Raw genomic sequence first — 22530 nt, forward strand, 5'->3', positions numbered from 1 at the left:
CGGTGGGCGATCAGTGGGCTTGGTGAGAACTGAGAATCTGGCCGAGGAACTGGCGCGTGCGCTCGTCCTTCGGGTTGCCGAAGAATTCTTCGGGCGGTGCCTGTTCGACGATCTTGCCTTCGGCCATGAAGATCACGCGATCGGCCACGCTGCGGGCAAAGCCCATCTCGTGCGTCACGCACAGCATGGTCATGCCGTCTTCGGCCAGGCCGATCATCGTATCGAGCACTTCCTTGACCATCTCGGGGTCGAGCGCCGAGGTGGGCTCGTCGAACAGCATGATCTTGGGCGCCATGCACAACGCACGCGCAATCGCCACGCGCTGCTGCTGGCCGCCCGAGAGCTGGCTCGGGTACTTGTTCGCCTGCTCGGGAATGCGCACGCGGGTGAGGTACTTCATCGCCACCTCTTCCGCCTGCGCCTTGGTCATGCCGCGCGAGCGCATCGGCGCGAGCGTGCAGTTCTGCAGGATGGTGAGGTGCGGGAACAGGTTGAACTGCTGGAACACCATGCCGACTTCGGCGCGCACCGCATCCACGTTCTTGCCGCCCGCGGTGAGGTCGATGCCATCGACCACGATGCGGCCCTTCTGCACCGTCTCCAGCCGGTTGATGCAGCGGATGAGCGTCGACTTGCCCGAGCCCGAGGGCCCGCAGATCACGATGCGCTCGCCCTGGCGCACCGACAGGTCGATGCCGGTCAACACCTGGAATTCACCGTACCACTTGTTGACCGCTTCCATGCGGATGATCGATTCCGTCGTCATGCCAGGGATTCCTTCAAGCGCTTTTGGCTTATTGCATCTTCGGCAGGTCGGCCTGCAGCCACTTTTGATAGAGCTTGTTCAGCTCGCCATTGGCGGTGTTCTTCGCAACGAAGTCGTTCACCGCCTTGGTCAGCTCTTCCTGGCCCGGACGCATCGCAATGCCCATCGACTGCTGCACCAGCGTGAACTTGTTTTCGTAGGTGCCGGCAGGCACGCGCTTGGCGATCTGCGCAGCGACGGTGACCGAGCAGCCGATCGCATCGACCTGGCCCGAGATCAGCGCCTGCATGGCGGAGGCGTCGTCGTCGAAGCGGCGGATCTCGGTGCCTTCGGGTGCGGCCTTGGTCACGGCCACGTCTTGCGTGGATGCACGGGCCACGCCCACGCGCAGGCCCTTCAGGTCGGTCGCTGCCTTGATGGGTGTCTTGGTCGCGCCGTACAGCACGATGGTCGCGGCCGCATAGGGCTGCGAGAACTGCACCTGCTTCGCGCGCTCGGGCGTCACGGCCAGCGAAGCGACCAGCAGGTCGACCTTGTTGGTCAGCAGGAACGGTATGCGGTTCGGACCGGTCACCGGCACGATGTTGGCCTTCACGCCCCAGTCCTTGGCCAGGAGCTTGGCCACGTCGGCGTCGTAGCCGTCGGGCTGGTTCTTCGCGTCGGTGGTGCCGTAAGGCGGAAAGTCGACCAGCATGCCGATGGTGATCTCGCCCTTCTTCTTGATGTCGGCCACGCTCTGCGCCGACGCGAAGGGTGCGAACACGGTCAATGCGGCGCCGAGGCCGAGGGCTGCGAGCGCTGCGCGGCGGGTAGAGGTACGGGTCATGGGTTGTGTCTCCTGAATTAAGAAAGGAAGCGACGAGAAAAACGAAAAACGAAATTGGGTCAGCGTGCGAGGGCGCGAGCGCGCTTGCGCTCCATGCGTGCGGCCAGCAACGACAGCGGCCAGCAGATCACGAAGTAGATCGCCGCCACCACCGAGAACACGATGAGCGGCTGGAAGGTGGCGTTGTTGATGATCTGCCCCGCGCGGGTGATCTCGGTGAAGCCGATGATGGCCGCGAGCGAGGTGCCCTTGATGATCTGCACGAGATACCCCACCGTGGGCGCGAGCGCGATCTTGAAGGCCTGCGGCAGCACCACATCACGCATGCGCGCACCGTACTTGAGGCTCAGCGCCTCCGCCGCTTCCCACTGGCCGCGCGGAATGGCTTCGATGCAGCCGCGCCAGATCTCGCCGAGGAACGCCGCGCTGTTCAGGATGAGCGCCACGCCTGCCGCGATCCACGGGTTGATGTCCAGCCCCAGCACCGGCGCGCCGAAGAAGATCAAGAAGAGCTGCAGCAGCAGCGGCGTGCCCTGGAACACCTGGATGAAGACCATCGAGGCGTTGCGCGCCCAGGTCGAATCGGAGGTGCGCATGAGCGCGATGATCAAGCCCAGGATCGCGCCGCCGACGAACGCGATGGCCGACAGCGCCAGCGTCCACTGGGCCGCTTCGAGGATGAAAAGGAATTCGGGAAAGCCGAAGGTACGCATGATGTTGTCTTCCGTGCGGCTCGCGTTACCGGCGGTCCGGATAGTTGAGCGTGCGCTTGTAGATCAGCTTGAACATCGCCGAGAACGCCAGCGCCAGCGCCAGGTAGATGGCGGCCACCACGATGTAGATCTCGAAGCTGCGGAAGGTCTGCGACTGCAGGTTGGCGGCCACCGAGGTCAGGTCGTCCGCCGAGATGACCGACACCACCGCCGAGCTCAGCATCAAGAGGATGAACTGGCTCGTGAGCGCCGGATAGATCGCCTTCAGCGCGGGCTTGATGATGACGAAGCGGAAGATCTCCCAGGGCTTGAGGTTCAGCGCCCTGCCCGCTTCGATCTGCCCCTTGGGAATCGACTCGATGCCCGCGCGGATGATCTCGGTCGCATACGCGCCCAGGTTCACCACCATCGCCACCAGCGCCGCCGTCTGCGGCGACCAGCGCAGGCCGATGGCCGGCAGCGCGAAGAAGAAAAAGAACAGCTGCACGAGGAACGGCGTGTTGCGGATCACCTCGATGTACGCATTGACGATGAAGCGCAGCCACCCCGGCCCCGAGGTCTTGCCCCAGGCGCAGAAAATCGCGACCACGAGGCCCAGCACCGTCGCGATGAGCGAGAGCTGGACCGTGATCCACGTGCCCTTGAGCAGCAGCGGCCAGGCAGCGAAGACGGCATCGAATTGAAACTGGTAGTTCATGGTTTGGCGTGCACGGAAGGGCCGTGCACAGGCCTCCAAAAGAATGCTTGCAGCTTATATGAAACCGGTTTCATAAATGACTAGGGATTCCCCTAGGTGGGCGTTTTGACCTACCTTCTGCCTACACTGAGCGATGCTGAACCCACACGCAGCCGCCCGGCCCACAGAGGCTCATGCACCTGTCTCGGGTGCGCCCGTTGTTCAGCATTTCAGGCAGGCACTGCTCTGGCCCCTTCGGCTGATGCCCTCGCCCGATGCCAAGCCCACGCACCACGGCCCCTGGCAAGTGCTGCGCGACATGGGCGATGCCTCTCCCTGGCGCGAAGAGGTCGACGAATACACCGGCGACAGCAGCCGCTTCCACGAGCGGCACTACAACGAGTTCGTGAGCTTCCTGCCGTATGTGCAGCGCTTTCTCTACGGCGAAGGACGCTCGCGCAACAAAGGCGACGACTCCGCCTCCGGCAACGATGGCGATTCGCCGATGCGCATCTTTCGCCGCCACGACATCGCCGCTGTGCGCGTGGTGTCGCAGCCCGGCGATGCGCCGATCACGCTCGACGTGGTGCACTGCGACCTCTACTTCTTCTTCGACATCGACGTGGTGCTGCTCAACCTCGAAGTCGGTGTAAACAACCTGAGCCTCGCAGAGGCGCAGGACATCCTTTACCGCTTCGGCCGCGCCTACCCCTCGGGCTGGGAGCCCGACGGCTCCGCGCTGCATTGCATGGCGAGCGTCGAATGGCTGGGCGCCGACCGCCGCGTGCTCGCGAGTTCCGATGCGCAGCAGCGCGAACACTTTCTCTCGCATGTGGCGCAGCATCGCGCGCCGCGCATCTCCTCGCACTGGGCCTACCTGATGCAGCCGCTGGTCAGCGACCATTCGGAAGACCCCGGCACGCTGCGCTATCGCCAGATCGAGTACTACCGCATGCCGGTGATGGCCTACCTCTCGATGGACGACCCACGCCGCCTCACGCGCGACGACTTCGTGCGCCTCGCGCTGGTCACGGGCGCAGGCACGACCGACGCCCACCTGCCCTACGCCGATCACCACCTCGCCGACTTCGAGCACAAGTACTGCTACGACCGCTTCTGGGTCGACGCGGGCGCCGCACCCAACACGCGCTACCTGTGCAACGGCCACGCGCTGATCGTGGTGGGCGATGCGCACTCCGAGTTCTTCTGCTGCCGCGACCGCGGCGTGCTCGCGCAGTTCAGGCACCAGCACTTCCTGCTGTTCCTCATCGCGCATTTCCAGAAGGCATCGCTCCTGATGTTCTCGGACCAACTGGTCGAGGCGCTCAAGCGGCTGGACATCCGCAGCACGCCGAGCGTGAAGCAGTTCAAGCGCGCGATCCGTTCGAGTTTCGAGCGGTTCCTGCGCTTCACGCACCGCTACTGGTTTCACGAGATCTCCGAACAGGCGCAGGTGCGCGCGCTCTCGCACATGTGCGCCGCGCACCTCGGGCTCGACCCGCTGTACGACGAAGTCAAGGCACGCATCGCCGACATGAACACCTACCTCGATGCCGACAGCCTGCGCCGGCAAGCGAGCACCGTCGTGCGGCTCACGGTGGTCACGCTGTTCGGGCTGATCGGCACCGTCACCACGGGCTTTCTCGGCATGAATCTGCTGGCTGAAGCCGATGCGCCGCTCTGGCGCAAGGCGATCTGGTTCGGCGTGGTGTTCGTTGCGACCACGTGGCTCACGATCTACACGATGGTGAAGTCGCAGCGGCTGTCGGACTTCATCGATGCGCTGTCGAACGATCGGCTCGGGTTTCGCGGAAAGCTGGCTGCGCTGGCGCGGGTGTGGCGCCCTGGGTCTGATTAAGTCCGTCCTGTTCAGGGCGGCGATCACCGGTCGATCGGCCAGCACCACGACAGCGCCTTGTGCGCGCAGGGCATCGGGTGCTCCCCGCAGCGAAATCAAGGAGGAGGCGAAGCCGGGGGACATTCGCGGAGGGGAGTACCCGGTGGCCTGTGCGCACGCCCCGAACACCCATGCGAGCAAGACCGAACGCGAACTAAGATCGCGCCCTCCCCGCTTCCTGCACAGGCCCAAGAATGCGCATCGCCTTCGTCTCCGACATCCACGGAAACCTCCCCGCACTCGAAGCCGTGGTCGAGGACATCGAACGCCGCGGTGTGGACGACATCGTCAACCTGGGCGACAGCCTCTCGGGCCCGCTGATGCCGCTGGAGACCGCCCAGTTCCTGATGGCGCAGGACTGGGTGCAGCTCGCCGGCAACCATGAGCGCCAGTTGCTCACCGTACCCCCAGACAAGCGCGGCGCATCCGATGCATTCGCGCACGCACGGCTCGGTGCGAAGGAGTTCGATTGGATGGCATCGCTTGGGCATACGCACCGCTTCAGCGCGGACGTGATGCTCTGCCACGGCACACCGGCGAGCGATCTCGAATACTTCCTGGAAACCGTCGAGCCCGACGACTTCCGCACGGCCACGCAGGCGGAAATCGATGCGCGGCTCGGCGACATCGACGCAGCGTTGATCGCCTGCGGGCACACGCATGTGCCGCGCGTGGCGCGTGCGTCCAGCGGACAACTGATCGTCAACCCAGGCAGCGTCGGCCTGCCGGCGTACGGCGACATCCATCCCTATCCGCACGCCGTCGAAACCGGCTCGCCCCATGCGCGCTACGCCATCGTCGAACAGCGCGACGGCGACTGGACCGCCAGGCTCATCACCGTTCCGTACGACCACACGGCCATGGCGAAACTTGCATTGGAGAACGGACGGCCGGACTGGGCCCATGCGCTCAAGACAGGGCGCATGCCCTGAAGATCAATCGCTCAACACGATCTTCGCGCTGTCGACCGCGCTGATGCGCACGCCGAAGCTCGTGATGTCTACCAGCGTCGCGTTGTGGTGCGCGCGGATGAAGGCGCCGGTGGCATGCGGCTTGTCGTGCGAGGTGTGCGCATCGGCCGCGAGCACCACTTCGTAGCCCAGTGCGGCCGCGCGGCGGACGGTGGTGTCCACGCAGAATTCCGACGAGTAGCCGCAGACCACCACACGTCGCACGCCCTGCCCCATGAGCCACGCTTCGAGCGGTGTGCGGAGGAACGAGTCGGGTGTGGTCTTGCGGATCCGGGTGTCGGCCGCATCGACTTGCAGCGCATCGGCAAGCTGCCAGCGTTCGGAATCGAATTCCAGATCGACCGCGTTCTCGTGCTGGATGAAGGCCACCGGTGCGCCAGCCGCGCGGGCCCGCACGGTGAGCGCGTTGATGCGCTCGATCACTTCTCCGGCCTCGTGCGGTCGCGGCGGGTCGTCGCAAAGGCCGCGTTGCACATCGATGACGAGAACTGCAGTTTTCATGGTGCTGGTTAGAAGGCAATGCCCTTGACCGACCAGAGGATGGCACCGGACAAGAGAGTGGAGATGATTGCAACGACCGCACTGGCACCGAACGAGGTGCCGATGCCGATCTGGAAACCCAGCGTGTAGGCCACGAAGAGCCCCGCCATCACCGCGATCGCGGGCAGCCCCTCGACATGGTGAATGCCGGTTCCGCTGGAGAAGCTCATGTAGACCAGCAACACCAGCGCCACCAGCAGGGATGCATAGAACACCGACTTGAACGACTCGCCCAGGCTCGGCGACACGCCCGCCACGACCTGCGCCGAGACCTTCACCACCACCGTCACGAACAGCACCAGCGCGCAGACCGCGACAGCGAGCTTGAGCGGCGTCATGAACGCGAAGAAGATGAGCGCGCCGACGAAGAGGAGGTAATGCATGTGAGGTGCGATTGTGGGGCCGGGGGCATGCGTTGCGGCCTCTCAGCCTCTCAACTCCAGGCGCTCACTTCCAGCCGCACCTTGCCGGAGATGCCCGGCGCTGCCGCCGCAGCACCGAGGCTGGAGAGCGGCACGACGAACTGCAGCTTGCCGCCGGCCAGTTGCTTCGGACTGATCGGCAGCGACGCCTGCCCCGCCGTGTCGGTCTGCCAGCCGTACTTGAGGTTCCAGTTCTGCGCCGGGTCGTCGGCCTGGGGCGGCGCGATCTCGATGACGAGCGTGTCGCGAAAGAGTGAGCTTCCTTCGTAGTGCCCGTCGAGCCAGAACTTCTTGTTCACCTGGTAGTCGGGCACGCGCACGCCCAGCGTCATGGCGTAGGCCAGCGTCGGGCGGTCCTGGTTGACGCGGGCCTTGTTGGCCAGGAACACGGTCGAGAGATAGATCGAGCGGCGCTCGGGCTTCTTCGGATCGGTCAGCTCCTTGTGCGTGCGGCAGGCGGGCGAGTCTTCTTCGGCCACGCGCCGGCTCAGGTACCAGCGCTTGCCGCGCGGCGCGGCCAGCAGCTCGACCTGGTAGAGCGCATCGATGTCGGCGTCCTTGGGCAGATCGGGCGGCAGGGTCACGCCGTCGACATCGAACCAGAGATCGACGCGCACATCGCCGAAGAGAAAGCGCACGAGGTTCTGATAGGCCTCCTCGGAGTTGACGATGCCGAAGTAGCCCGAATGCGAACGAAAGGCGTAGGCGGTGGCCACGGGCTGCGTCTTCTTGTTCGCGTCGATGGACCAGAGCGAGGCGTTCTCGATGCGCACCAGCCCGTCGCTGCCGTGGCCCGCGAACATGCGCGAGAGCCCCTTGGCGGTTTCGTAGTCACCCCGGTTGGAGCCGACCATGCAGAAGAAGCGCTCGGCCGGGAAGGCGGTGGCCGGCAGGTAGTCCATGCGGCCGTTGATGGCCGGCGTGGCGAGGAACTCGGACATCTTCTCGCGGTTGAAGGTGTTCATCTCGTTGGCCGTGAGCCAGGCCGGGATGTTGACGCCGCCCATGTCGATGCCGTTGTGCGGCGTGGCATAGGTGAACACCTTGTCGACGCAGGCCCGCGCGGCGGGGTCGCCCAGCGCCGGGTTCTGCAGGAAGGCGCGCACCACCAACCCGCCCATCGAATGCGCCACGAGGTAGCAGCGGAAGTCGGCTGCCGCGGCGGCCCCTTCGCGCTGCCCCACGAGGTCGCGCACCCGCAGGATCAGTTTGCTCAAACCCTGCGCGTAGAACTTGATGTTGCGCGCCTTGCCGTCACCCAGCAGTTCGGAGCCGGTGTCGTAGTAGCGGTAGATGATGACCGAGGCGGAGGGGATGCCGTCCACGTCCTTGCCGGTTGCGTCGGGCGAGGGCTTCCAGTCGTCGTCCAGGATGTCCAGGCCGTTCTGATAAACGCTCTGGTACTGGAAGTCGGCCAGGAGGCGCACCACCGGCGACTCGAAGACGAACTTCTGCGCGGGCGCGTCTTTCTTGACGGTGGCGCGGTAGACCGTGGAGCCCACGTTGAAGCCGCAGAACGGATCGGCCGCGGTCTCGTCGCGCTCGGATTCGGTCATGGCGTAGCCACGCACGTAGATGATGGGATAGCGGTTGCCGCTCATTTTTGTATCACCTTCTCCTGGCCCATGAAGGCCACGAGTGTGCCGCGCCGAAGCGGTGCGTGCCATAGGGCGCATGGCCTACGGACGGGCTTGGCTGGGCATGGCGCGCCTGTCTTGAAATTCCCCTGCCCGCCGAATGTTTCTGTCGCTGAAACCATTGAAACATTGGCTAGGGATAGTCTCGCGCCTCACCACAAACACACGTCCAGAGGTTCTTTCCATGGCTGACGATTCGGCTTCGCAGGGGTCCTACCTGCCCCAACTCCTGCGCCGGGGCACGGCGCTCGCCGCGGCCGGCTGCGCCTTCGTCGCGGGCTGCAGTGCCGCCGGCGGCGGTGAAACGCGCTACGAGAACTCGCCGCAGTTCCGGGACGGCGTGTTCCAGAACATGGCCAACCCCGACGAGAAGCCCTCAGCCAGCGCCTGGCGCATCTGGTCGCGGTTCATCGTCGGCAGCAAGGTCGACACGGTGCCGGTCGATGCGATTCCTGTGCGCGAAATCAGCACGAAAGACCTGGACGCGCTCGACGTCAAGGCCAACCACGTGGTGCGGCTTGGCCACTCGTCGCACCTGCTCAAGCTGCAGGGCAAGTACTGGCTGATCGACCCGGTGTTCAGCGAGCGCGCATCGCCCGTGCAATGGGCCGGGCCGAAGCGCTTTCACAAGCCGCCGCTCACGCTGCAGCAGTTGCCGCCCATCGAAGGCGTGATCCTCTCGCACGACCACTACGACCACCTCGACGTGGCGACCATCGAATACCTCGCCAAGAGCGTGAAGCGCTATTTCGTGCCGCTGGGCGTGCGCTCGCGGCTGGTGGTGATGGGCGTGCTCGCCGACCGCGTGACCGAACTCGACTGGTGGCAGGACGCCGAGCACGACGGCGTGAAGCTCACGGCCACGCCCGCCCAGCATTTCTCGGGCCGCACGCTCTCCGACCGCGGCCGCACGCTGTGGGCCTCATGGGTGGTGCAGAGCGGCGAGCAGCGCATCTTCTACAGCGGCGACTCGGGCTACTTCCAGGGCTTCAAGCAGATCGGCGACCGCTTCGGCGGCTTCGACCTCGCGCTGATGGAAAACGGCGCCTACGACGCCTACTGGCCCGGCGTGCACATGACGCCCGAACAAAGCGTGCAGGCCTTCGAGGACCTGCGCGGCAAGGTGTTCTTCTCGGTGCACAACAGCACCTTCGATCTTTCGTTCCACACCTGGCACGACCCGCTGGACCGCATCGCGAGCCTCACCGAGGCCAAGAGAATCGAGCTGGCGACGCCGGTGATCGGCGAAGTGGTGACGGTGGGGCAGGCACGGACCAATACGCGGTGGTGGCAGGGGCTGCGCTAGCCCCTCGCCTGCACGCCCGGCCTACCTGCCGCCTTCGCGCCGCTCGCGCGCCCGGCGCACCTGCCGCGTCTCGATGGCCTGCGCCGCGGCGCGGTCCTTCTCGCGCCGCTTGGCCGCCCGCTTCATCCGGAAGTGCCGGCCCACCAGGAAGCTCGCGAGGCCGGTGACCACTGCGATGAACAGGCCGATGACGCTGATGTCGATGCCGCCCATCACAGCACCCGCACGATGCTGGCCGGCTTGAAGCCCAGGTCGGCCGCCTTGCCCTTGCGCGCACGGGTGCCGCGTGCGTTGTTGAGGGTGCGGATTTCCAGCGTCTCGTCGCGCTCCTTGCCGCCGCGGCCGATGCCTTCGATCTTCACGCTGCGCGTGTAGGCCGCGGCGCCCGCGAGGGTGTCCTTGGGTTCCAGGTCGATCAGCGTGAGGCCGCGGCCGCCCTTGGGCAGGCTCTTGAGCTCGGCGATGTCGAAGGTCAGGATGCGGCCGCCGGTCGAGGCGCAGGCCACGTGCGTGGCGGCCGGCATCGGCTCGGCGCCGCTTGCGCCGCCCACCAGCGAGGGACGGCAGAGCTGTTCGCCCTCGCCCACGTCGATGAAGGCCTTGCCACCGCGCTGGCGCGACATCATGTTCTCGACCGTGGCGATGAAACCGTAGCCGCCGGTGTTGGCCAGCAGCACGCTGGCGCCCACCGGGCCCGCGAAGAAATGCGTGACGTGGGTGCCGGCATCGAGCTCGATGAGCGTGGTGACGGGCTGGCCGTCGCCGCGCGCGCCGGGGAGCGACGCCACGGGCACGGTGTAGACGCGCACGCTCTTGTCCTTGGAGGAGCCGAAGACCAGCAGCGTGTCGACGCTGCGGCATTCGAAGGCGCCATAGAGCGTGTCGCCCGACTTGAAGCTGTACTCGGGCGCGGTGCCGCCGTTGCCGGCAGCCTTCTCGCTCGCCCAGCCCTTCTGCGCGCGGACCCAGCCCTTCTGCGACACGATCACGGTGACGGGTTCGTCGACCACCTTCACTTCGGCCACGGCGCGCTTCTCGGCCTGGATCAGAGTGCGGCGCGGGTCTTCGAAGGTCTTGGCGTCGGCTTCGATTTCCTTGATCAGCAGGCGGCGCAGCGTGGCCGGGCTGCCGAGGATGTCTTCGAGCTTCTTCTGCTCTTCGCGCAGGCCCTTGAGCTCCTGTTCGATCTTGATGGCTTCGAGCCGCGCGAGTTGGCGCAGGCGGATTTCAAGAATGTCCTCGGCCTGCCGTTCGCTGAGATTGAAGCGCGCGATGAGCGCCGCCTTCGGATCTTCCGCCGCGCGGATGATCGCGATCACCTCGTCGATGTTCAGCAGCACCAGTTGCCGGCCTTCGAGGATGTGGATGCGCTCCAGCACCTTGTTCAGGCGATGCCGCGAGCGCTTCTCGACGGTGATCTCGCGGAACGCGATCCACTCGTTGAGCATCTGGCGCAGCGACTTCTGCGTCGGCTTGCCGTCGATGCCGACCATCGTGAGGTTGATCGGCGAAGAGGTTTCGAGCGAGGTCTGCGCGAGCAGCGTCGTGATGAATTCTTCCTGGCTGATGCGCGAGGTCTTGGGCTCGAACACCAGGCGCACGGCAGCGTCCTTGCTCGATTCGTCGCGCACCACGTCGAGCACAGACAGCATCGCGGCCTTCAGTTGCGTCTGGTCGGCCGAGAGCGCCTTCTTGCCGGCCTTGACCTTCGGATTGGTGATTTCCTCGATTTCCTCGAGCACCTTCTGCGTGCTGACGCCCGGCGGCAGTTCGTTGACCACGAGCTGCCATTGGCCACGCGCGAGATCTTCGATCTTCCAGCGCGCGCGCACCTTGAGCGAGCCGCGGCCGGTGCGGTAGGCGTCGGCGATATCGCTCGCGCCGCTGATGATCTGCGCCCCGCCCGGGTAGTCGGGGCCGGGCACGATGGCGAAGAGCTCTTCTTCGCTCAGCTTGCCGTTCGACTTGATCAGCGCGACGCAGGCGTCGGCGATCTCGCGCAGGTTGTGGCTCGGGATTTCGGTGGCCAAACCCACGGCGATGCCGCTCGCGCCGTTCAGCAGCGTGAACGGCAGCCGCGCGGGCAGGAGGCGCGGCTCTTCGGTGCTGCCGTCGTAGTTGGGAATGAAATCGACCGTGCCTTCGTCGATCTCGTCGAGCAAGAGGCTGGTGATGCGGGCAAGCCGCGCTTCGGTGTAGCGCATGGCCGCGGCGCCGTCGCCGTCGCGGCTGCCGAAGTTGCCCTGGCCATCGACCAGCGGGTAGCGCTGCGAGAAGTCTTGCGCCATGCGCACCAGCGCGTCGTAGGCGGCCTGGTCGCTGTGCGGGTGGAAACGGCCGAGCACGTCGCCGACCACGCGCGCGCTCTTGACGGGCTTGGCGCCCACGGTGCCATTGGTGCCGCCGAAGCCCAGGCCCATGCGCGACATCGAGTACAGGATGCGCCGCTGCACCGGCTTCTGGCCGTCGGACACATCGGGCAACGCCCGGCCCTTGACCACGCTGAGCGCGTATTCGAGGTAGGCGGTCTGCGCGTAGTCGGCCAGTGTGAGGGTGGTGTCGCCGTCGGTCGGGCCGCCAAGGTCGAGCGGAGGTTGGGAATCCATCGTCTGTCGTTTCCGGAAGATTTTTGTTGCTGTCTATTTATTCGGACATGGCCACCGAAGGCGCGCCCGTCATGGACGAGACCGGCACTTCGGGCATGTAGGGAGAGGTTGGCACGTCGGCCGCTTCCGGCAGAACGGGCGCGGCAGGCTTGGTGGCAGGCGAAGCAGCCGGCAGCCAGGGCCGGTCGGGCGGCATGTTGCCGCGGCCGACGGCACCGCCCATTTCCATGCGGATGCGGCCAGGCGACTTGCCGCCGCCACCGATGCGCCCCCCGGTCGCGCCGGGCTTCAGGTACGCGTAGAGCTGCAGCACTGTCTGCACGTAGTTCTGCGTTTCCTTGTAGTTCGGGATCTTGTTGCCCGCGCGCTGCACCGCCCCTTCGCCCGCGTTGTAGGCGGCCAGCGCCAGTTCGATCTGCCCAGGGAACATCGCGATCAGGTCGCGCAGGTAGCGGGAACCGGCGGCGATGTTGATGCGGGGGTCGAACAGCTTTTTCTCGATGCTCGTGCGCTTGTCCGCCGCAACGCCGTAGCGCTGCGCGGTCGCGGGCATGAGCTGCATGAGGCCCATCGCGCCTTTGGGCGAGACGGCCTGCGCATCGAAGCCGGATTCGGTGGCGATCAGCGCCTGCAGCAGTTCGTAGTCGATCGAATGCTTGTTCGACGCATCGCGCAGCGCTGCCTTGGCCGTCTTGTAGCTGGGCGAAGCCTCGAAGAGCGCCAGCAGGCTCTGCGACGCCGGCGGCACCTTGCCGTCGAACTTGCGCCCGCTGCGCGAGAGCGGCGAGATGCCCTGCGCGGTGTCGAAGCTCTGGCCGCCGCGAAAGAAGATCTGATAGCGCTCGTCGACCTTCTCGGCGGCGAAATGCGCGACGCCTTTGCTGTCGATGTAGCCGTAGATGTCAGCGGCGTGCGCCATTCCCTGCTGCAAGCACAGCAGCAAAGCCAACAGCAACGGACGCATGAAATCTGTGAGGGTCACGGGGGTCAAACATCGATGTCGACGTCGTCGGCGCGCAGTTCCATCAACTCGCGCCGGGCGGCCGCTTCGCCCTTGCCCATGAGCTTGGTGATCTCGCCTTGGGTAGATGTGAAGTCGAAGCGTCCCAGCTGCACCTGCATCAGGCGCCGGGTATCGGGATTGAGCGTGGTTTCCCACAATTGTTCCGCGCTCATCTCGCCCAGGCCCTTGAAGCGGCTGATGCTCCAGGCGCCTTCGCGCACGCCATCCTTGCGCAGCTTGTCGAGCGTGGCGGTCAGCTCGCCCTCGTCGAGCGCATAGACCTTGGAAGCCGGCTTCTTGCCGCGCGCGGGCGCATCGACCCGGAACAGCGGCGGCTTCGCGACATACACGTGGCCGGTTTCGATGAGTTTCGGAAAGTGACGGAAGAACAGCGTGAGCAGCAGCACCTGAATATGCGAGCCGTCCACGTCGGCATCGGAGAGGATGCAGATCTTTCCGTAGCGCAGGCCGCTCATGTCGGGCGAGTCGTTGGGACCGTGCGGATCGACGCCGACCGCCACCGAGATGTCGTGGATTTCGGTGTTGGCGAAGAGCCGGTCGCGCTCGACTTCCCAGGTGTTGAGCACCTTGCCGCGCAGCGGAAGGATGGCCTGGCTTTCCTTGTCGCGCCCCATCTTGGCGCTGCCGCCGGCGGAGTCGCCCTCGACCAGGAAGACCTCGTTGTGGCTGATGTCCTTGCTCTCGCAGTCGGTCAGCTTGCCGGGCAGCACGGCCACGCCGGAACCCTTGCGCTTCTCGACCTTCTGGCCGGCGCGCTGGCGGGTCTGTGCGGCCTTGATGGCGAGTTCGGCGAGCTTCTTGCCGTAGTCGACGTGCTGGTTGAGCCAGAGTTCGAGCGCGGGGCGCACGAAGCTCGACACCAGCCGCACCGCGTCGCGCGAATTCAGGCGCTCCTTGATCTGGCCCTGGAACTGCGGATCGAGCACCTTGGCGCTCAGCACGTACGAAGCGCGCGCGAACACGTCTTCCGGCAACAGCTTCACGCCCTTGGGCAGCAGCGAATGCAGTTCGATGAAGCCCTTCACCGCGGTGAAGAGACCATCGCGCAGGCCGCTCTCGTGGGTGCCGCCGGCGCTGGTGGGAATCAGGTTGACGTAGCTCTCGCGCACCGGCTGGCCGTCTTCGGTGAAGGCCACGCACCAGTCGGCGCCCTCGCCTTCGGCGAAGTTGTCGGCGTTCTTGTCGGCATGGCCGCTGCCCTCGAAGAGCGGGATCACCGGGTCGCCGTTGAGCGTCTGCATCAGGTAGTCGCTCAGGCCGCCCTTGTACAGCCACTGCTGGGTTTCCTTGGTCTTCTCGACCGTGAGCGTGACGCTCACGCCGGGCATCAGCACCGCCTTGCTGCGCAGCAGGTGCGTGAGTTCGCTCATCGGAAGCGCGGCGGTTTCGAAGTACTTGGCGTCGGGCCAGGCGCGCACGGTGGTGCCCTGCTTGCGCTCGCCGGCTTCGAGCTTGCGGATTTCGAGCGCCTCGATCACGTCGCCGGCGCTGAAGGCCAACCTGGCGATCGAGCCTTCGCGGTGGGAGGTGACTTCGAGCCGCTTCGAGAGCGCATTGGTCACCGACACGCCCACGCCGTGCAGGCCGCCCGAGAAGCTGTAGGCGCCGCCGGAGCCCTTGTCGAACTTGCCGCCGGCATGCAGGCGGGTGAACACCAGTTCGACCACGGGGGCTTTTTCCTCGGGATGCAGGCCGAACGGAATGCCGCGGCCGTCGTCTTCGATGCTCACCGAGTTGTCGGCATGCAGCGTGACCTTGATCTTCTTGCCATAGCCGGCCAGCGCCTCGTCGGCGGCGTTGTCGAGCACTTCCTGGATGATGTGCAGGGGGTTGTCGGTCCGGGTGTACATGCCCGGGCGCTGCTTGACGGGCTCGAGGCCCTTGAGCACGCGGATGGAGCCTTCCGAGTAGCCGGAAGCGGAGTCTGAGGTTGTCTTGGGAGGAGTCGCCATGGGGGCGGATTGTAGTCAGTCGCCGCCAAACAACTGGATACCCATACAGCAGGCGCTTTGATGCCGGATGCGCATTGAAACGGCGCCGATAAATCATCAATGGCTGGGGCCGCCTGCCTGCCTGCCGCAGCACGCAAATGGCTACATTCGACGGCATGCAAGCCTCCACGCCCACTCTCTCGATCAAGCAGGTGCTGTTCTGCGGCGCCATGATCGTCACGCTCTCGATGGGCATCCGCCACGGCTTCGGCCTCTGGCTGCAGCCGATCACGCAGGCGCAGGACTGGAGTCGGCAGACCTTCTCCTTCGCGCTCGCGATCCAGAACCTCTCCTGGGGCATTTTCGGGGTGTTCGCGGGCATGCTGGCCGACCGTTTCGGCGCGTTCCGGGTGCTGATCGGCGGTGCGATCTTCTACGGGCTGGGGCTGCTGGGCATGGCGCATTCGCCCACGCCGCTGCTGTTCACACTGAGCGCAGGCGTGCTGATCGGCGCGGCGCAGGCGGGCACGACCTACGCGGTGATCTACGGCGTGATCGGGCGGCAGATTCCGGCCGAGCGGCGCTCCTGGGCGATGGGCGTGGCCGCGGCGGCCGGCTCGTTCGGCCAGTTCCTGATGGCGCCGATCGAGGGCCGCCTGATCGGCCAACTGGGCTGGCAGACCGCCTTGGCCGTGCTCGCAGTGCTGGTTCTGGTGATCGTGCCGCTGGCCTTCGGCCTGCGCGAGCCGAAGACGGCGGCGCTCGCCGGGCACCGCGACCAGTCGGTGCTGCAGGCGGTGGGCGAAGCCTTCCGCTATCCGAGCTTCGGCCTCCTGATGGCGGGCTATTTCGTCTGCGGCTTCCAACTGGCCTTCATCGGCATCCACATGCCGACGTACCTGCGCGACCGGAGCCTGTCGGCCGATGTCGCCGGCTACGCGCTGGCGCTGATCGGGCTCTTCAATGTATTCGGCACCTACACGGTCGGCCTGCTGGGGCAGACGCTCGCCAAGCGCAAGATCCTCGCGGCGATCTACTTCGCGCGCGCAATCTCGATCGCGCTGTTCCTGATCGTGCCGATCTCGCCGATGAGCGTGTATGTTTTCTCGGCGGCGATGGGCTTCCTCTGGCTCTCGACGGTGCCCGCGACGAATGCGATCGTGGCGGGCATCTTCGGGGTGGCGCACCTGTCGATGCTCAGCGGCTTCGTATTCCTGAGCCACCAGGTCGGCTCGTTCCTGGGCGTGTGGCTCGGCGGCTACCTGTACGACACGACGGGCAGCTACGACATCGTCTGGTACATCGCGATTGCGCTGGGCGTGTTCGCGGCGCTGATCAACCTGCCGGTCAAGGAGCACGCCATCGCCCGCGCGGCGCGGCCGGCGGCCGTGCCGGGTTGATTGCGGGCAGACAATCGCACCATGACTCCGCAGATGCGCCATCACCTCGCACACGCCGGCTGGCTTGCGGCCGTAGCGGCGGCGCTGGCGGGCGTGTTCATGCTCTATACGCACCCGGAATTTCTCGTGACGCTGGTCGACCAGGTGTGGTCGTGCTTCTGAAGCAGGCTGAATTGCTATGAAAGATGTAGCGCCATTGCACGGCACGGGCACGCCTTCGGAATGGATCGTGCGCTGGTCGCACCTGCTGGCCGCCAATGCCACGGTGCTCGACGTGGCCTGCGGCGCAGGCCGGCACATGCAGTGGTTTGCCGGGCGCGGCCACCCTGTCACAGGCGTCGACCGGTCACCGGAAGCGACCGAGGCAGCCGGCGCCTTCGGGCAGGCGATCACGGCCGACATCGAATCAGGCCCCTGGCCCTTCACCGGCCAGACCTTCGGCGCAGTGGTCGTCACCAATTACCTGTGGCGCCCCCGCATGGCCGACATCGTGGCGGCCGTGGCCCCTGGCGGCGTGCTGCTCTACGAGACCTTCGCCGCCGGTAACGAAACGGTGGGCAAGCCGTCGCGAGCCGACTTCCTGCTGCAGCCCGGCGAGCTGCTCGCGGCCTGCGCGGAGCTGCGCGTGGTGGCCTACGAAAACGGGTTCCTCCCCGAACCGGCGCGCTTCGTGCAGCGCATTGCCGCCATCCGTGTGCCCGCGTCCCTTGCGGGCCCTCCGCTGCGCGCCCTCCTTAAGGGAAACTGAGGGGGCCGGGGGCGCTGCCTTGGCGGTGCCCGGAGTAAGTAGAATCGGCGCTTTCGTCCACCGACAAAGAGATTCCCCCTTGGAGCAACTGACAGGCAGCATCGTCGCGCTCGTCACGCCGATGCACGACGACGGCAGTGTCGACTACCCCGCCCTGCGGCGACTCATCGACTGGCACATCGACGAAGGCACCGACTGCCTTGGCGTGGTCGGCACCACCGGCGAATCGCCGACGGTCGATGTCGAAGAGCACTGCGAAATCATCCGCGTCTCGGTCGAGCAAGCCAAGGGCCGCGTGCCCGTGATGGCCGGCTGCGGCGCCAATTCGACCAAGGAAGCCATCGAGCTGGCCAAGTTCGCCAAGGGCGTTGGCGCCGATTCGCAATTGCAGGTCGTGCCCTACTACAACAAGCCCACGCAAGAGGGCCAGTACCAGCACTTCAAGGCCATCGCCGAGGCCGTGGGCGACTTGCCCATCGTGCTGTACAACGTGCCCGGCCGCACCGTCGCCGATATGGCGCACGACACGGTGCTGCGTCTCGCGCAGGTGCCCGGCATCATCGGCATCAAGGAAGCCACCGGCAACATCGAACGCGCCCAATGGCTCATTCGCGATGTGCCCAAGAACTTTGCCGTGTATTCCGGCGACGACCCGACCGCCGTTGCGCTCATGCTGTGCGGCGGCCAGGGCAACATCAGCGTCACCGCCAACATCGCGCCGCGCAAGATGCATGAACTGTGCGTGGCTGCCATCGCCGGCGACGTGAAGCGCGCGATGCAGATCCAGTTCGAACTCATGCCGCTGCACCGCAACCTGTTCGTCGAACCCAATCCGATTCCGCTCAAGTGGGCCATGGCCCGGCTCGGCCTCTGCGGCGGCGCCCTGAGGCTGCCGCTCACCGAACTCGGCGAAGCCAGCCGTCCGGCGGTCGAGGGCGCCCTGCGCGCCACCGGCCTGCTCAAGAACTGAGCCAATCCCCAATACGCCTGCGATCCGCTTTTTCCCTGGCCGCAACAAGGTTAAGCAACCTTTTGCCCGAACCGTGCTCAGAGATGGCGGGCACTGCGGCCCATAGATTGATCGAACCATTCCAACAAGGAAGACGACGTTGAAGAACCTTTCGCAACTTTCGCGATATGCACTGCTGACCACCCTGGTTGCCAGCCTCGCCGCCTGCTCCGTGCTCGAGAGCGACAAGATCGACTACAAGAGCGCCGGCAAGGCCCCAACGCTCGAAGTCCCGCCCGACCTGTCGCAACTCTCGCGCGACAACCGCTATGCGGTGCCCGGCGGCGCCGTCAGCGCCAATTCTTACCAGACCGGCATCGCCAATGCGCCGGGCGTGCCCACCGCCGTCGCCAACATCGGCGACGTGCGCATGGAACGCGCGGGCACGCAGCGCTGGATCGTCATCAACCGCACGCCCGACCAGCTCTGGGAGCCGGTGAAGGACTTCTGGCAGGAAAGCGGCTTCCTGCTGACCACCGAGCAGCGCAACCTCGGCATCATGGAAACCGACTGGGCCGAAAACCGCGCCAAGCTGCCGCAGGACATCATCCGCGGCACGCTGGGCAAGCTGGTCGACTCGGTCTACTCGACCGGCGAACTCGACCGCTTCCGCACCCGCATCGAACGCACGACCAACGGCACCGAGATCTTCATCAGCCACCGCGGCATGCAGGAGGTCTACAACAACTCGCGCCAGGACCAGACCGTGTGGCAGCCGCGCCCGAGCGACCCTGAACTCGAAACCGAGTTCCTGCGCCGCCTGATGGTCAAGCTGGGCGTCTCGCAAGAGCAGTCGAAGATCCTGGCCGCCACCTCGGCACCGGCAAAGACCGCGACCATCGCCAGCGTGGGCAACCAGCCCGTGGTGCAGATCAGCGAAGGCTTCGAGCGCGCATGGCGCCGCGTCGGCCTCGCCCTCGACCGCACCGGCTTCACCGTGGAAGACCGCGACCGCAGCGCCGGCATCTACTACGTGCGCTACGTGACGCCGAACCCCGACAAGAAGGAAGAAGGCTTCTTCGGCAAGCTGTTCAGCAGCTCGTCCAAGGACGAAAAGCCGATCAAGTTCCGCATCCTCGTGAAGAGCCAGGGCGAGTCGACCACCGTCTCGGTGCAGAACGAAGCCGGTGCGCCCGAAACCTCGGCCAACGCGCAGCGCATCGTCAAGGTCATCGCCGACGACCTGAAGTAACCCGCATGCTCCGCTTCCGAAGCCTCGGTAGCGGCAGCACGGGCAATGCCGCGCTGGTCGAGGCGACCAGCGCTGGCCGCACCTCCCGGCTCCTCGTCGACTGCGGCTTCGGCATCCGGCAGCTCGATCAGCGGCTGGCCCAGGCGGGGCTCGTCGCTGGCGACATCGACGCCATCTTTATCACCCACGAGCACGGCGACCACATCGGCTGCGCCCACACGCTCTCGCGGCGCAACCGTATTCCCGTCTGGATGAGCGAAGGCACCTGGCTCGCCACGGGTGGCCGCGACTTCGAGGGCCGGCTGAACCTGGCGCGCGACGACGCGGAGTTCGCCGTCGGCGATATCGGCGTGCAGCCCTTCACCGTGCCCCACGACGCGCGTGAGCCACTGCAGCTTCGCTGCACGGACGGCGCACGCACGCTGGGCGTATTGACCGACCTGGGCCACGCCACGGCCCACGTGCTGAATCGCCTGGCCGGCGTGCATGCGCTGCTGCTCGAGTTCAACCACGACAGCGATCTCCTGGCCAATTCGGCCTACCCGCCTTTCCTCAAGCTGCGCGTCGGCGGCAACTACGGGCACCTGTCGAATGCAGCGGCGGCGGAGATCGCGCGCGCGGTGCGCCACGACGGCCTGCGCCACGTGGTCGCAGCGCACTTGAGCGAGCAGAACAACCGGCCCGACATCGTGCGGCGCCTGATGGCCGAGGCGCTGGGTGGCCATGAGGCGGAAATGCTTACCGCCACCGCGGCCGAGGGCTCGCCCTGGCTCGATGTCTGACCGCCAGCTGACCTGTAGGCGACCCCAGTAGAAAAGCCGCCCTCGGGCGGCTTTCTGCTTGGTGAAGGACCTGGCTTATTGCTTGGGTGCTTCGTTCTTCTTCGCGGCCTCTGTCGCGGCATTTGCAGCGTCCAGCGCCGACGATGCGGCGGGTGAAGGTGCGCTCGCAGCCGATGAAGGTGCCGGCGCGGCGGCAGGCGGCGCCGCGGGTTCGGTCACGGGAGCGGGCGGAGGCGTCACGACCGCGGGAGCGGCGTCCTCTTTCTTGCCGCAGGCAACGAGTGCGGCAGCGGCGATCAACGAGGCAATCAGGACGGACGACGACTTCTTCATGAGAACTCCTTTGGCAAAGAATGTCTGGAACGAAAAAATTCTAGACCCGCATCTCCGCCTGAATGTGTCTCGCGGCCGCATTCGCGGCATTGGCTTACAAGCCGAGTGTCGATGCCGGAAATGCCGGCCGGCCCACACGCCAGCTCTCGTCGATGGCTTCGCGCAGTTCGCGGCGGGCGCGCGGATCGGCGCCGCAGACGCCGCGGCAGCGCTCGGGGTCGATGCGGTGCGCAAACCAGGTCGGCGTCCAGATCGCGCTCGGCACCTCGGTGCCGGCCGCCTTGGCGGCGGAACGGCATTCGATGATGTGGTCCCACATGCGGCGCCAGGGCACGAAGCGCGCATGGCCACGTTCGATCACGTCGAAGCGCTGCGCCAGCAGCACGAAGCGCCGGCCGCTGGCCGACCAGGCCTGCAGCGCCTCGATGCTGGCGCGCTCGCCCAGGGGCCAGTCGGCGAAGTCTGGATCGCTGAAGACGATTTCCTTCCAGCCTTCGCGCGCGGCGGCCGAGAGCGCATGGCGAACGATCGCGCCGAAAGCCTCTCGGCCGTCGAAGCGGCCCTCGGGCAACAGCGGCAGCGGCGAAGTGCTGTTGCCGTCAGTCGGCATGAACCCAGCCCGCCTCACACCACTCGCCCAGCAGCGCCAGCGCCCCTTCGCTGGCCCGCGCCAGCTCGCGCGGGCCGAGCGCGCGTCGGTCGGCCAGCTTGCGCATCAGCGCGGCATCGGCGCCACCTGCGCGGAAGCTCTCGCCGTTGATGTAGATGTGGCGCGTGTCGTAGAGCATGCGCGTGCGGCGGTCGAGCGCCACCTGCTGCATCGCGTCGGGCACGTCGCCGCCTTCGTCGAACCAGATGTTGGCCTTGGGCTCGGTCAGCGATTCGCCGAGGGCGCGGTCGATAGCGTCCGGGTCGCGCAGCGCGGCTTCGACGGCCTTGCGTGCGAAATCCTGCAGCGCGGTGGGCATCGCGGCCGGCGCGTCGACCGCGGGCTGCGTCGGATCGCGGTAGCGCGCCAGCTCCGCTGGGCCGGCGTCCTCGAGGTCTTCCGAATAGGCCTGCGCCATGCGCGCAAGCAGATCGGCGCCGAGCTCGCCCAGGGCAGACGAGCGCAGGCCGATGGAAAAGGTCATGCAGTCGTCGCCGACCGCGACGCCTTCATGGGCGTACTTCGGCGGCAGGTAGAGCATGTCGCCCGGCTCGAGCACGAAGGTCTCTTCCGGCTCGAAGTTCTCGAGGATCTTGAGCGGCACGTCCGGCTGCAGGCGCAGGTCGCCCTGCTTGCCGATGGACCAGCGACGGCGGCCCTGGGCCTGCAGCAGGAACACGTCGTAACTGTCGAAATGCGCACCGACACCGCCGGTGTCGCTCGCGTAGCTGATCATCAGGTCGTCCAGCCGCGCATCGGGCAGGAAGCGAAACTGCCGCAGCAGGTCGTGCACGCCGTCGTGGTGCAGGTCAACGCCTTGCACCAGCAGGGTCCAGGCGGGTTGCTTGAGGGGTGGCAGGGCACGTCTTGGCAGCGGGCCGTGCTTGAGCGACCAGCCGGCCTTGCCGTGGCGGATGAGGCGCGATTCCACCTCTTCGCGCTCGGCCAGCGCAAACAGCGCGCTGCGATCGATCGGTGGCACCATGGCGGGAATGGCCTGGCGGACCAGCAGCGGCTTCTTCTGCCAGTACCGCCGCATGAACTGCGCGGCGCTCAGGCCGCCGAGCAACGGCAGCGGTTGTGTAATCTCCATGGGAGAATT

Annotated in this window: 23 protein-coding genes; 9 read left to right on the forward strand and 14 right to left on the reverse strand. The window is 66.2% G+C overall.

Translation table 11 applies throughout. From position 1 onward, the window contains the following. Window positions 1-10: 10 nt before the first annotated feature. Genes QFZ83_RS17725 through QFZ83_RS17740 form a run of 4 tightly spaced genes read right to left on the reverse strand, consistent with a single transcriptional unit; the run spans window position 11 to window position 3002 of the window. Window positions 11-766 carry an amino acid ABC transporter ATP-binding protein gene (locus QFZ83_RS17725; RefSeq protein WP_013540639.1) on the reverse strand — a complete coding sequence of 252 codons (756 nt, stop codon included), beginning with the start codon at window positions 764-766 and terminating at the stop codon, window positions 11-13. 28 nt (window positions 767-794) lie between these two features. Next, window positions 795-1592 (reverse strand): transporter substrate-binding domain-containing protein, encoded by a 798-nt coding sequence (locus QFZ83_RS17730; protein ID WP_307508587.1) that lies wholly within the window; start codon window positions 1590-1592, stop codon window positions 795-797. Window positions 1593-1651: 59 nt separating this feature from the next. After that, entirely contained in the window at window positions 1652-2305 is a 654-nt protein-coding gene (locus QFZ83_RS17735; protein ID WP_013540637.1) for an amino acid ABC transporter permease, read from the reverse strand. A gap of 25 nt (window positions 2306-2330) precedes the next feature. Beyond that, window positions 2331-3002, reverse strand: coding sequence for an amino acid ABC transporter permease (locus tag QFZ83_RS17740; RefSeq protein ID WP_013540636.1), 672 nt, complete (start codon window positions 3000-3002; stop codon window positions 2331-2333). A gap of 133 nt (window positions 3003-3135) precedes the next feature. Here QFZ83_RS17740 and QFZ83_RS17745 point away from each other — a divergent pair, with 133 nt between their 5' ends. Together QFZ83_RS17745 and QFZ83_RS17750 are read left to right on the forward strand one after the other, a co-directional pair. Then, window positions 3136-4839 (forward strand): hypothetical protein, encoded by a 1704-nt coding sequence (locus QFZ83_RS17745; protein WP_373424061.1) that lies wholly within the window; start codon window positions 3136-3138, stop codon window positions 4837-4839. A 233-nt stretch (window positions 4840-5072) separates the two neighbouring features. Next, window positions 5073-5810: a metallophosphoesterase gene (locus tag QFZ83_RS17750; RefSeq protein WP_307508592.1), complete on the forward strand. Its 738-nt coding sequence runs from the start codon at window positions 5073-5075 to the stop codon at window positions 5808-5810. Window positions 5811-5813: 3 nt separating this feature from the next. Here the strand turns inward: QFZ83_RS17750 and QFZ83_RS17755 are convergent, their stop codons facing one another. Genes QFZ83_RS17755 through QFZ83_RS17765 form a run of 3 tightly spaced genes read right to left on the reverse strand, consistent with a single transcriptional unit; the run spans window position 5814 to window position 8412 of the window. Beyond that, a complete protein-coding gene (locus QFZ83_RS17755; protein ID WP_307508594.1) occupies window positions 5814-6350 on the reverse strand; it encodes a cysteine hydrolase family protein in 537 nt (178 codons plus the stop codon). Between the two features lie 8 nt (window positions 6351-6358). Continuing rightward, window positions 6359-6772 (reverse strand): hypothetical protein, encoded by a 414-nt coding sequence (locus QFZ83_RS17760; protein WP_307508598.1) that lies wholly within the window; start codon window positions 6770-6772, stop codon window positions 6359-6361. 50 nt (window positions 6773-6822) lie between these two features. Next, on the reverse strand, window positions 6823-8412 hold the full coding sequence (locus QFZ83_RS17765) for a triacylglycerol lipase (RefSeq protein ID WP_307508599.1): 1590 nt from the start codon (window positions 8410-8412) through the stop codon (window positions 6823-6825). A 220-nt stretch (window positions 8413-8632) separates the two neighbouring features. Here QFZ83_RS17765 and QFZ83_RS17770 point away from each other — a divergent pair, with 220 nt between their 5' ends. Continuing rightward, on the forward strand, window positions 8633-9754 hold the full coding sequence (locus QFZ83_RS17770; RefSeq protein ID WP_307508601.1) for an MBL fold metallo-hydrolase: 1122 nt from the start codon (window positions 8633-8635) through the stop codon (window positions 9752-9754). Between the two features lie 21 nt (window positions 9755-9775). Here the strand turns inward: QFZ83_RS17770 and QFZ83_RS17775 are convergent, their stop codons facing one another. Genes QFZ83_RS17775 through QFZ83_RS17790 form a run of 4 tightly spaced genes read right to left on the reverse strand, consistent with a single transcriptional unit; the run spans window position 9776 to window position 15336 of the window. Then, on the reverse strand, window positions 9776-9967 hold the full coding sequence (locus tag QFZ83_RS17775; protein WP_013540629.1) for a hypothetical protein: 192 nt from the start codon (window positions 9965-9967) through the stop codon (window positions 9776-9778). After that, complete coding sequence (parC, locus tag QFZ83_RS17780) at window positions 9967-12360, reverse strand: DNA topoisomerase IV subunit A (RefSeq protein ID WP_307508604.1); 2394 nt, start codon at window positions 12358-12360, stop codon at window positions 9967-9969. Before parC ends, QFZ83_RS17775 begins: the two co-directional genes overlap by 1 nt. 37 nt (window positions 12361-12397) lie before the next feature. Next, window positions 12398-13324 carry a lytic transglycosylase domain-containing protein gene (locus QFZ83_RS17785; RefSeq protein ID WP_013540627.1) on the reverse strand — a complete coding sequence of 309 codons (927 nt, stop codon included), beginning with the start codon at window positions 13322-13324 and terminating at the stop codon, window positions 12398-12400. A gap of 23 nt (window positions 13325-13347) precedes the next feature. Further along, window positions 13348-15336 carry a DNA topoisomerase IV subunit B gene (locus QFZ83_RS17790; RefSeq protein ID WP_306877445.1) on the reverse strand — a complete coding sequence of 663 codons (1989 nt, stop codon included), beginning with the start codon at window positions 15334-15336 and terminating at the stop codon, window positions 13348-13350. Window positions 15337-15491: 155 nt separating this feature from the next. On the opposite strand from QFZ83_RS17790, the gene QFZ83_RS17795 reads away from it, so the two are divergent. The 6 genes from QFZ83_RS17795 (at window position 15492) to QFZ83_RS17820 (ending at window position 20446) form a co-directional block, all read left to right on the forward strand. Continuing rightward, window positions 15492-16715 carry an MFS transporter gene (locus QFZ83_RS17795; protein WP_307512747.1) on the forward strand — a complete coding sequence of 408 codons (1224 nt, stop codon included), beginning with the start codon at window positions 15492-15494 and terminating at the stop codon, window positions 16713-16715. Window positions 16716-16736: 21 nt separating this feature from the next. Next, window positions 16737-16877, forward strand: a complete 141-nt coding sequence (locus QFZ83_RS17800; protein WP_307508605.1) for a hypothetical protein — start codon at window positions 16737-16739, stop codon at window positions 16875-16877. A 16-nt stretch (window positions 16878-16893) separates the two neighbouring features. Next, window positions 16894-17463, forward strand: coding sequence for a bifunctional 2-polyprenyl-6-hydroxyphenol methylase/3-demethylubiquinol 3-O-methyltransferase UbiG (locus QFZ83_RS17805; protein ID WP_307508608.1), 570 nt, complete (start codon window positions 16894-16896; stop codon window positions 17461-17463). A gap of 43 nt (window positions 17464-17506) precedes the next feature. After that, a complete protein-coding gene (dapA, locus tag QFZ83_RS17810; protein WP_373424068.1) occupies window positions 17507-18433 on the forward strand; it encodes a 4-hydroxy-tetrahydrodipicolinate synthase in 927 nt (308 codons plus the stop codon). A gap of 139 nt (window positions 18434-18572) precedes the next feature. Beyond that, the gene (gene bamC, locus QFZ83_RS17815; protein ID WP_306877447.1) at window positions 18573-19664 is read left to right on the forward strand and encodes an outer membrane protein assembly factor BamC; all 1092 of its coding nucleotides are present in this window, start codon (window positions 18573-18575) and stop codon (window positions 19662-19664) included. A gap of 5 nt (window positions 19665-19669) precedes the next feature. Further along, on the forward strand, window positions 19670-20446 hold the full coding sequence (locus tag QFZ83_RS17820) for an MBL fold metallo-hydrolase (RefSeq protein ID WP_307508610.1): 777 nt from the start codon (window positions 19670-19672) through the stop codon (window positions 20444-20446). A gap of 75 nt (window positions 20447-20521) precedes the next feature. Here the strand turns inward: QFZ83_RS17820 and QFZ83_RS17825 are convergent, their stop codons facing one another. The 3 genes from QFZ83_RS17825 to QFZ83_RS17835 form a co-directional block, all read right to left on the reverse strand. Then, complete coding sequence (locus QFZ83_RS17825; RefSeq protein ID WP_013540619.1) at window positions 20522-20779, reverse strand: hypothetical protein; 258 nt, start codon at window positions 20777-20779, stop codon at window positions 20522-20524. Window positions 20780-20873: 94 nt separating this feature from the next. After that, window positions 20874-21389 (reverse strand): hypothetical protein, encoded by a 516-nt coding sequence (locus QFZ83_RS17830; RefSeq protein ID WP_307508614.1) that lies wholly within the window; start codon window positions 21387-21389, stop codon window positions 20874-20876. Beyond that, complete coding sequence (locus tag QFZ83_RS17835) at window positions 21379-22521, reverse strand: cupin domain-containing protein (RefSeq protein ID WP_307508617.1); 1143 nt, start codon at window positions 22519-22521, stop codon at window positions 21379-21381. Before QFZ83_RS17835 ends, QFZ83_RS17830 begins: the two co-directional genes overlap by 11 nt. Window positions 22522-22530 lie beyond the last annotated feature (9 nt).

Source organism: Variovorax sp. W1I1 (assembly GCF_030815625.1).
GTDB classification, from domain to species: domain Bacteria; phylum Pseudomonadota; class Gammaproteobacteria; order Burkholderiales; family Burkholderiaceae_C; genus Variovorax; species Variovorax paradoxus_C.

Bases quoted from the DNA above. Each gene is read 5' to 3' on its own strand.
- QFZ83_RS17740 (WP_013540636.1), bottom strand. From the start codon at position 3,002: ATGAACTACCAGTTTCAATTCGATGCCGTCTTCGCTGCCTGGCCGCTG.
- parC (WP_307508604.1), bottom strand. From the start codon at position 12,360: ATGGATTCCCAACCTCCGCTCGACCTTGGCGGCCCGACCGACGGCGAC.
- QFZ83_RS17825 (WP_013540619.1), bottom strand. From the start codon at position 20,779: ATGAAGAAGTCGTCGTCCGTCCTGATTGCCTCGTTGATCGCCGCTGCC.
- QFZ83_RS17750 (WP_307508592.1), top strand. From the start codon at position 5,073: ATGCGCATCGCCTTCGTCTCCGACATCCACGGAAACCTCCCCGCACTC.
- QFZ83_RS17795 (WP_307512747.1), top strand. From the start codon at position 15,492: ATGCAAGCCTCCACGCCCACTCTCTCGATCAAGCAGGTGCTGTTCTGC.
- QFZ83_RS17790 (WP_306877445.1), bottom strand. From the start codon at position 15,336: ATGGCGACTCCTCCCAAGACAACCTCAGACTCCGCTTCCGGCTACTCG.
- QFZ83_RS17760 (WP_307508598.1), bottom strand. From the start codon at position 6,772: ATGCATTACCTCCTCTTCGTCGGCGCGCTCATCTTCTTCGCGTTCATG.
- QFZ83_RS17820 (WP_307508610.1), top strand. From the start codon at position 19,670: ATGCTCCGCTTCCGAAGCCTCGGTAGCGGCAGCACGGGCAATGCCGCG.
- QFZ83_RS17745 (WP_373424061.1), top strand. From the start codon at position 3,136: ATGCTGAACCCACACGCAGCCGCCCGGCCCACAGAGGCTCATGCACCT.
- QFZ83_RS17755 (WP_307508594.1), bottom strand. From the start codon at position 6,350: ATGAAAACTGCAGTTCTCGTCATCGATGTGCAACGCGGCCTTTGCGAC.
- QFZ83_RS17800 (WP_307508605.1), top strand. From the start codon at position 16,737: ATGACTCCGCAGATGCGCCATCACCTCGCACACGCCGGCTGGCTTGCG.
- QFZ83_RS17785 (WP_013540627.1), bottom strand. From the start codon at position 13,324: ATGCGTCCGTTGCTGTTGGCTTTGCTGCTGTGCTTGCAGCAGGGAATG.
- QFZ83_RS17775 (WP_013540629.1), bottom strand. From the start codon at position 9,967: ATGGGCGGCATCGACATCAGCGTCATCGGCCTGTTCATCGCAGTGGTC.
- QFZ83_RS17835 (WP_307508617.1), bottom strand. From the start codon at position 22,521: ATGGAGATTACACAACCGCTGCCGTTGCTCGGCGGCCTGAGCGCCGCG.
- QFZ83_RS17765 (WP_307508599.1), bottom strand. From the start codon at position 8,412: ATGAGCGGCAACCGCTATCCCATCATCTACGTGCGTGGCTACGCCATG.
- QFZ83_RS17830 (WP_307508614.1), bottom strand. From the start codon at position 21,389: ATGCCGACTGACGGCAACAGCACTTCGCCGCTGCCGCTGTTGCCCGAG.
- QFZ83_RS17730 (WP_307508587.1), bottom strand. From the start codon at position 1,592: ATGACCCGTACCTCTACCCGCCGCGCAGCGCTCGCAGCCCTCGGCCTC.
- QFZ83_RS17735 (WP_013540637.1), bottom strand. From the start codon at position 2,305: ATGCGTACCTTCGGCTTTCCCGAATTCCTTTTCATCCTCGAAGCGGCC.
- QFZ83_RS17805 (WP_307508608.1), top strand. From the start codon at position 16,894: ATGAAAGATGTAGCGCCATTGCACGGCACGGGCACGCCTTCGGAATGG.
- QFZ83_RS17725 (WP_013540639.1), bottom strand. From the start codon at position 766: ATGACGACGGAATCGATCATCCGCATGGAAGCGGTCAACAAGTGGTAC.
- QFZ83_RS17770 (WP_307508601.1), top strand. From the start codon at position 8,633: ATGGCTGACGATTCGGCTTCGCAGGGGTCCTACCTGCCCCAACTCCTG.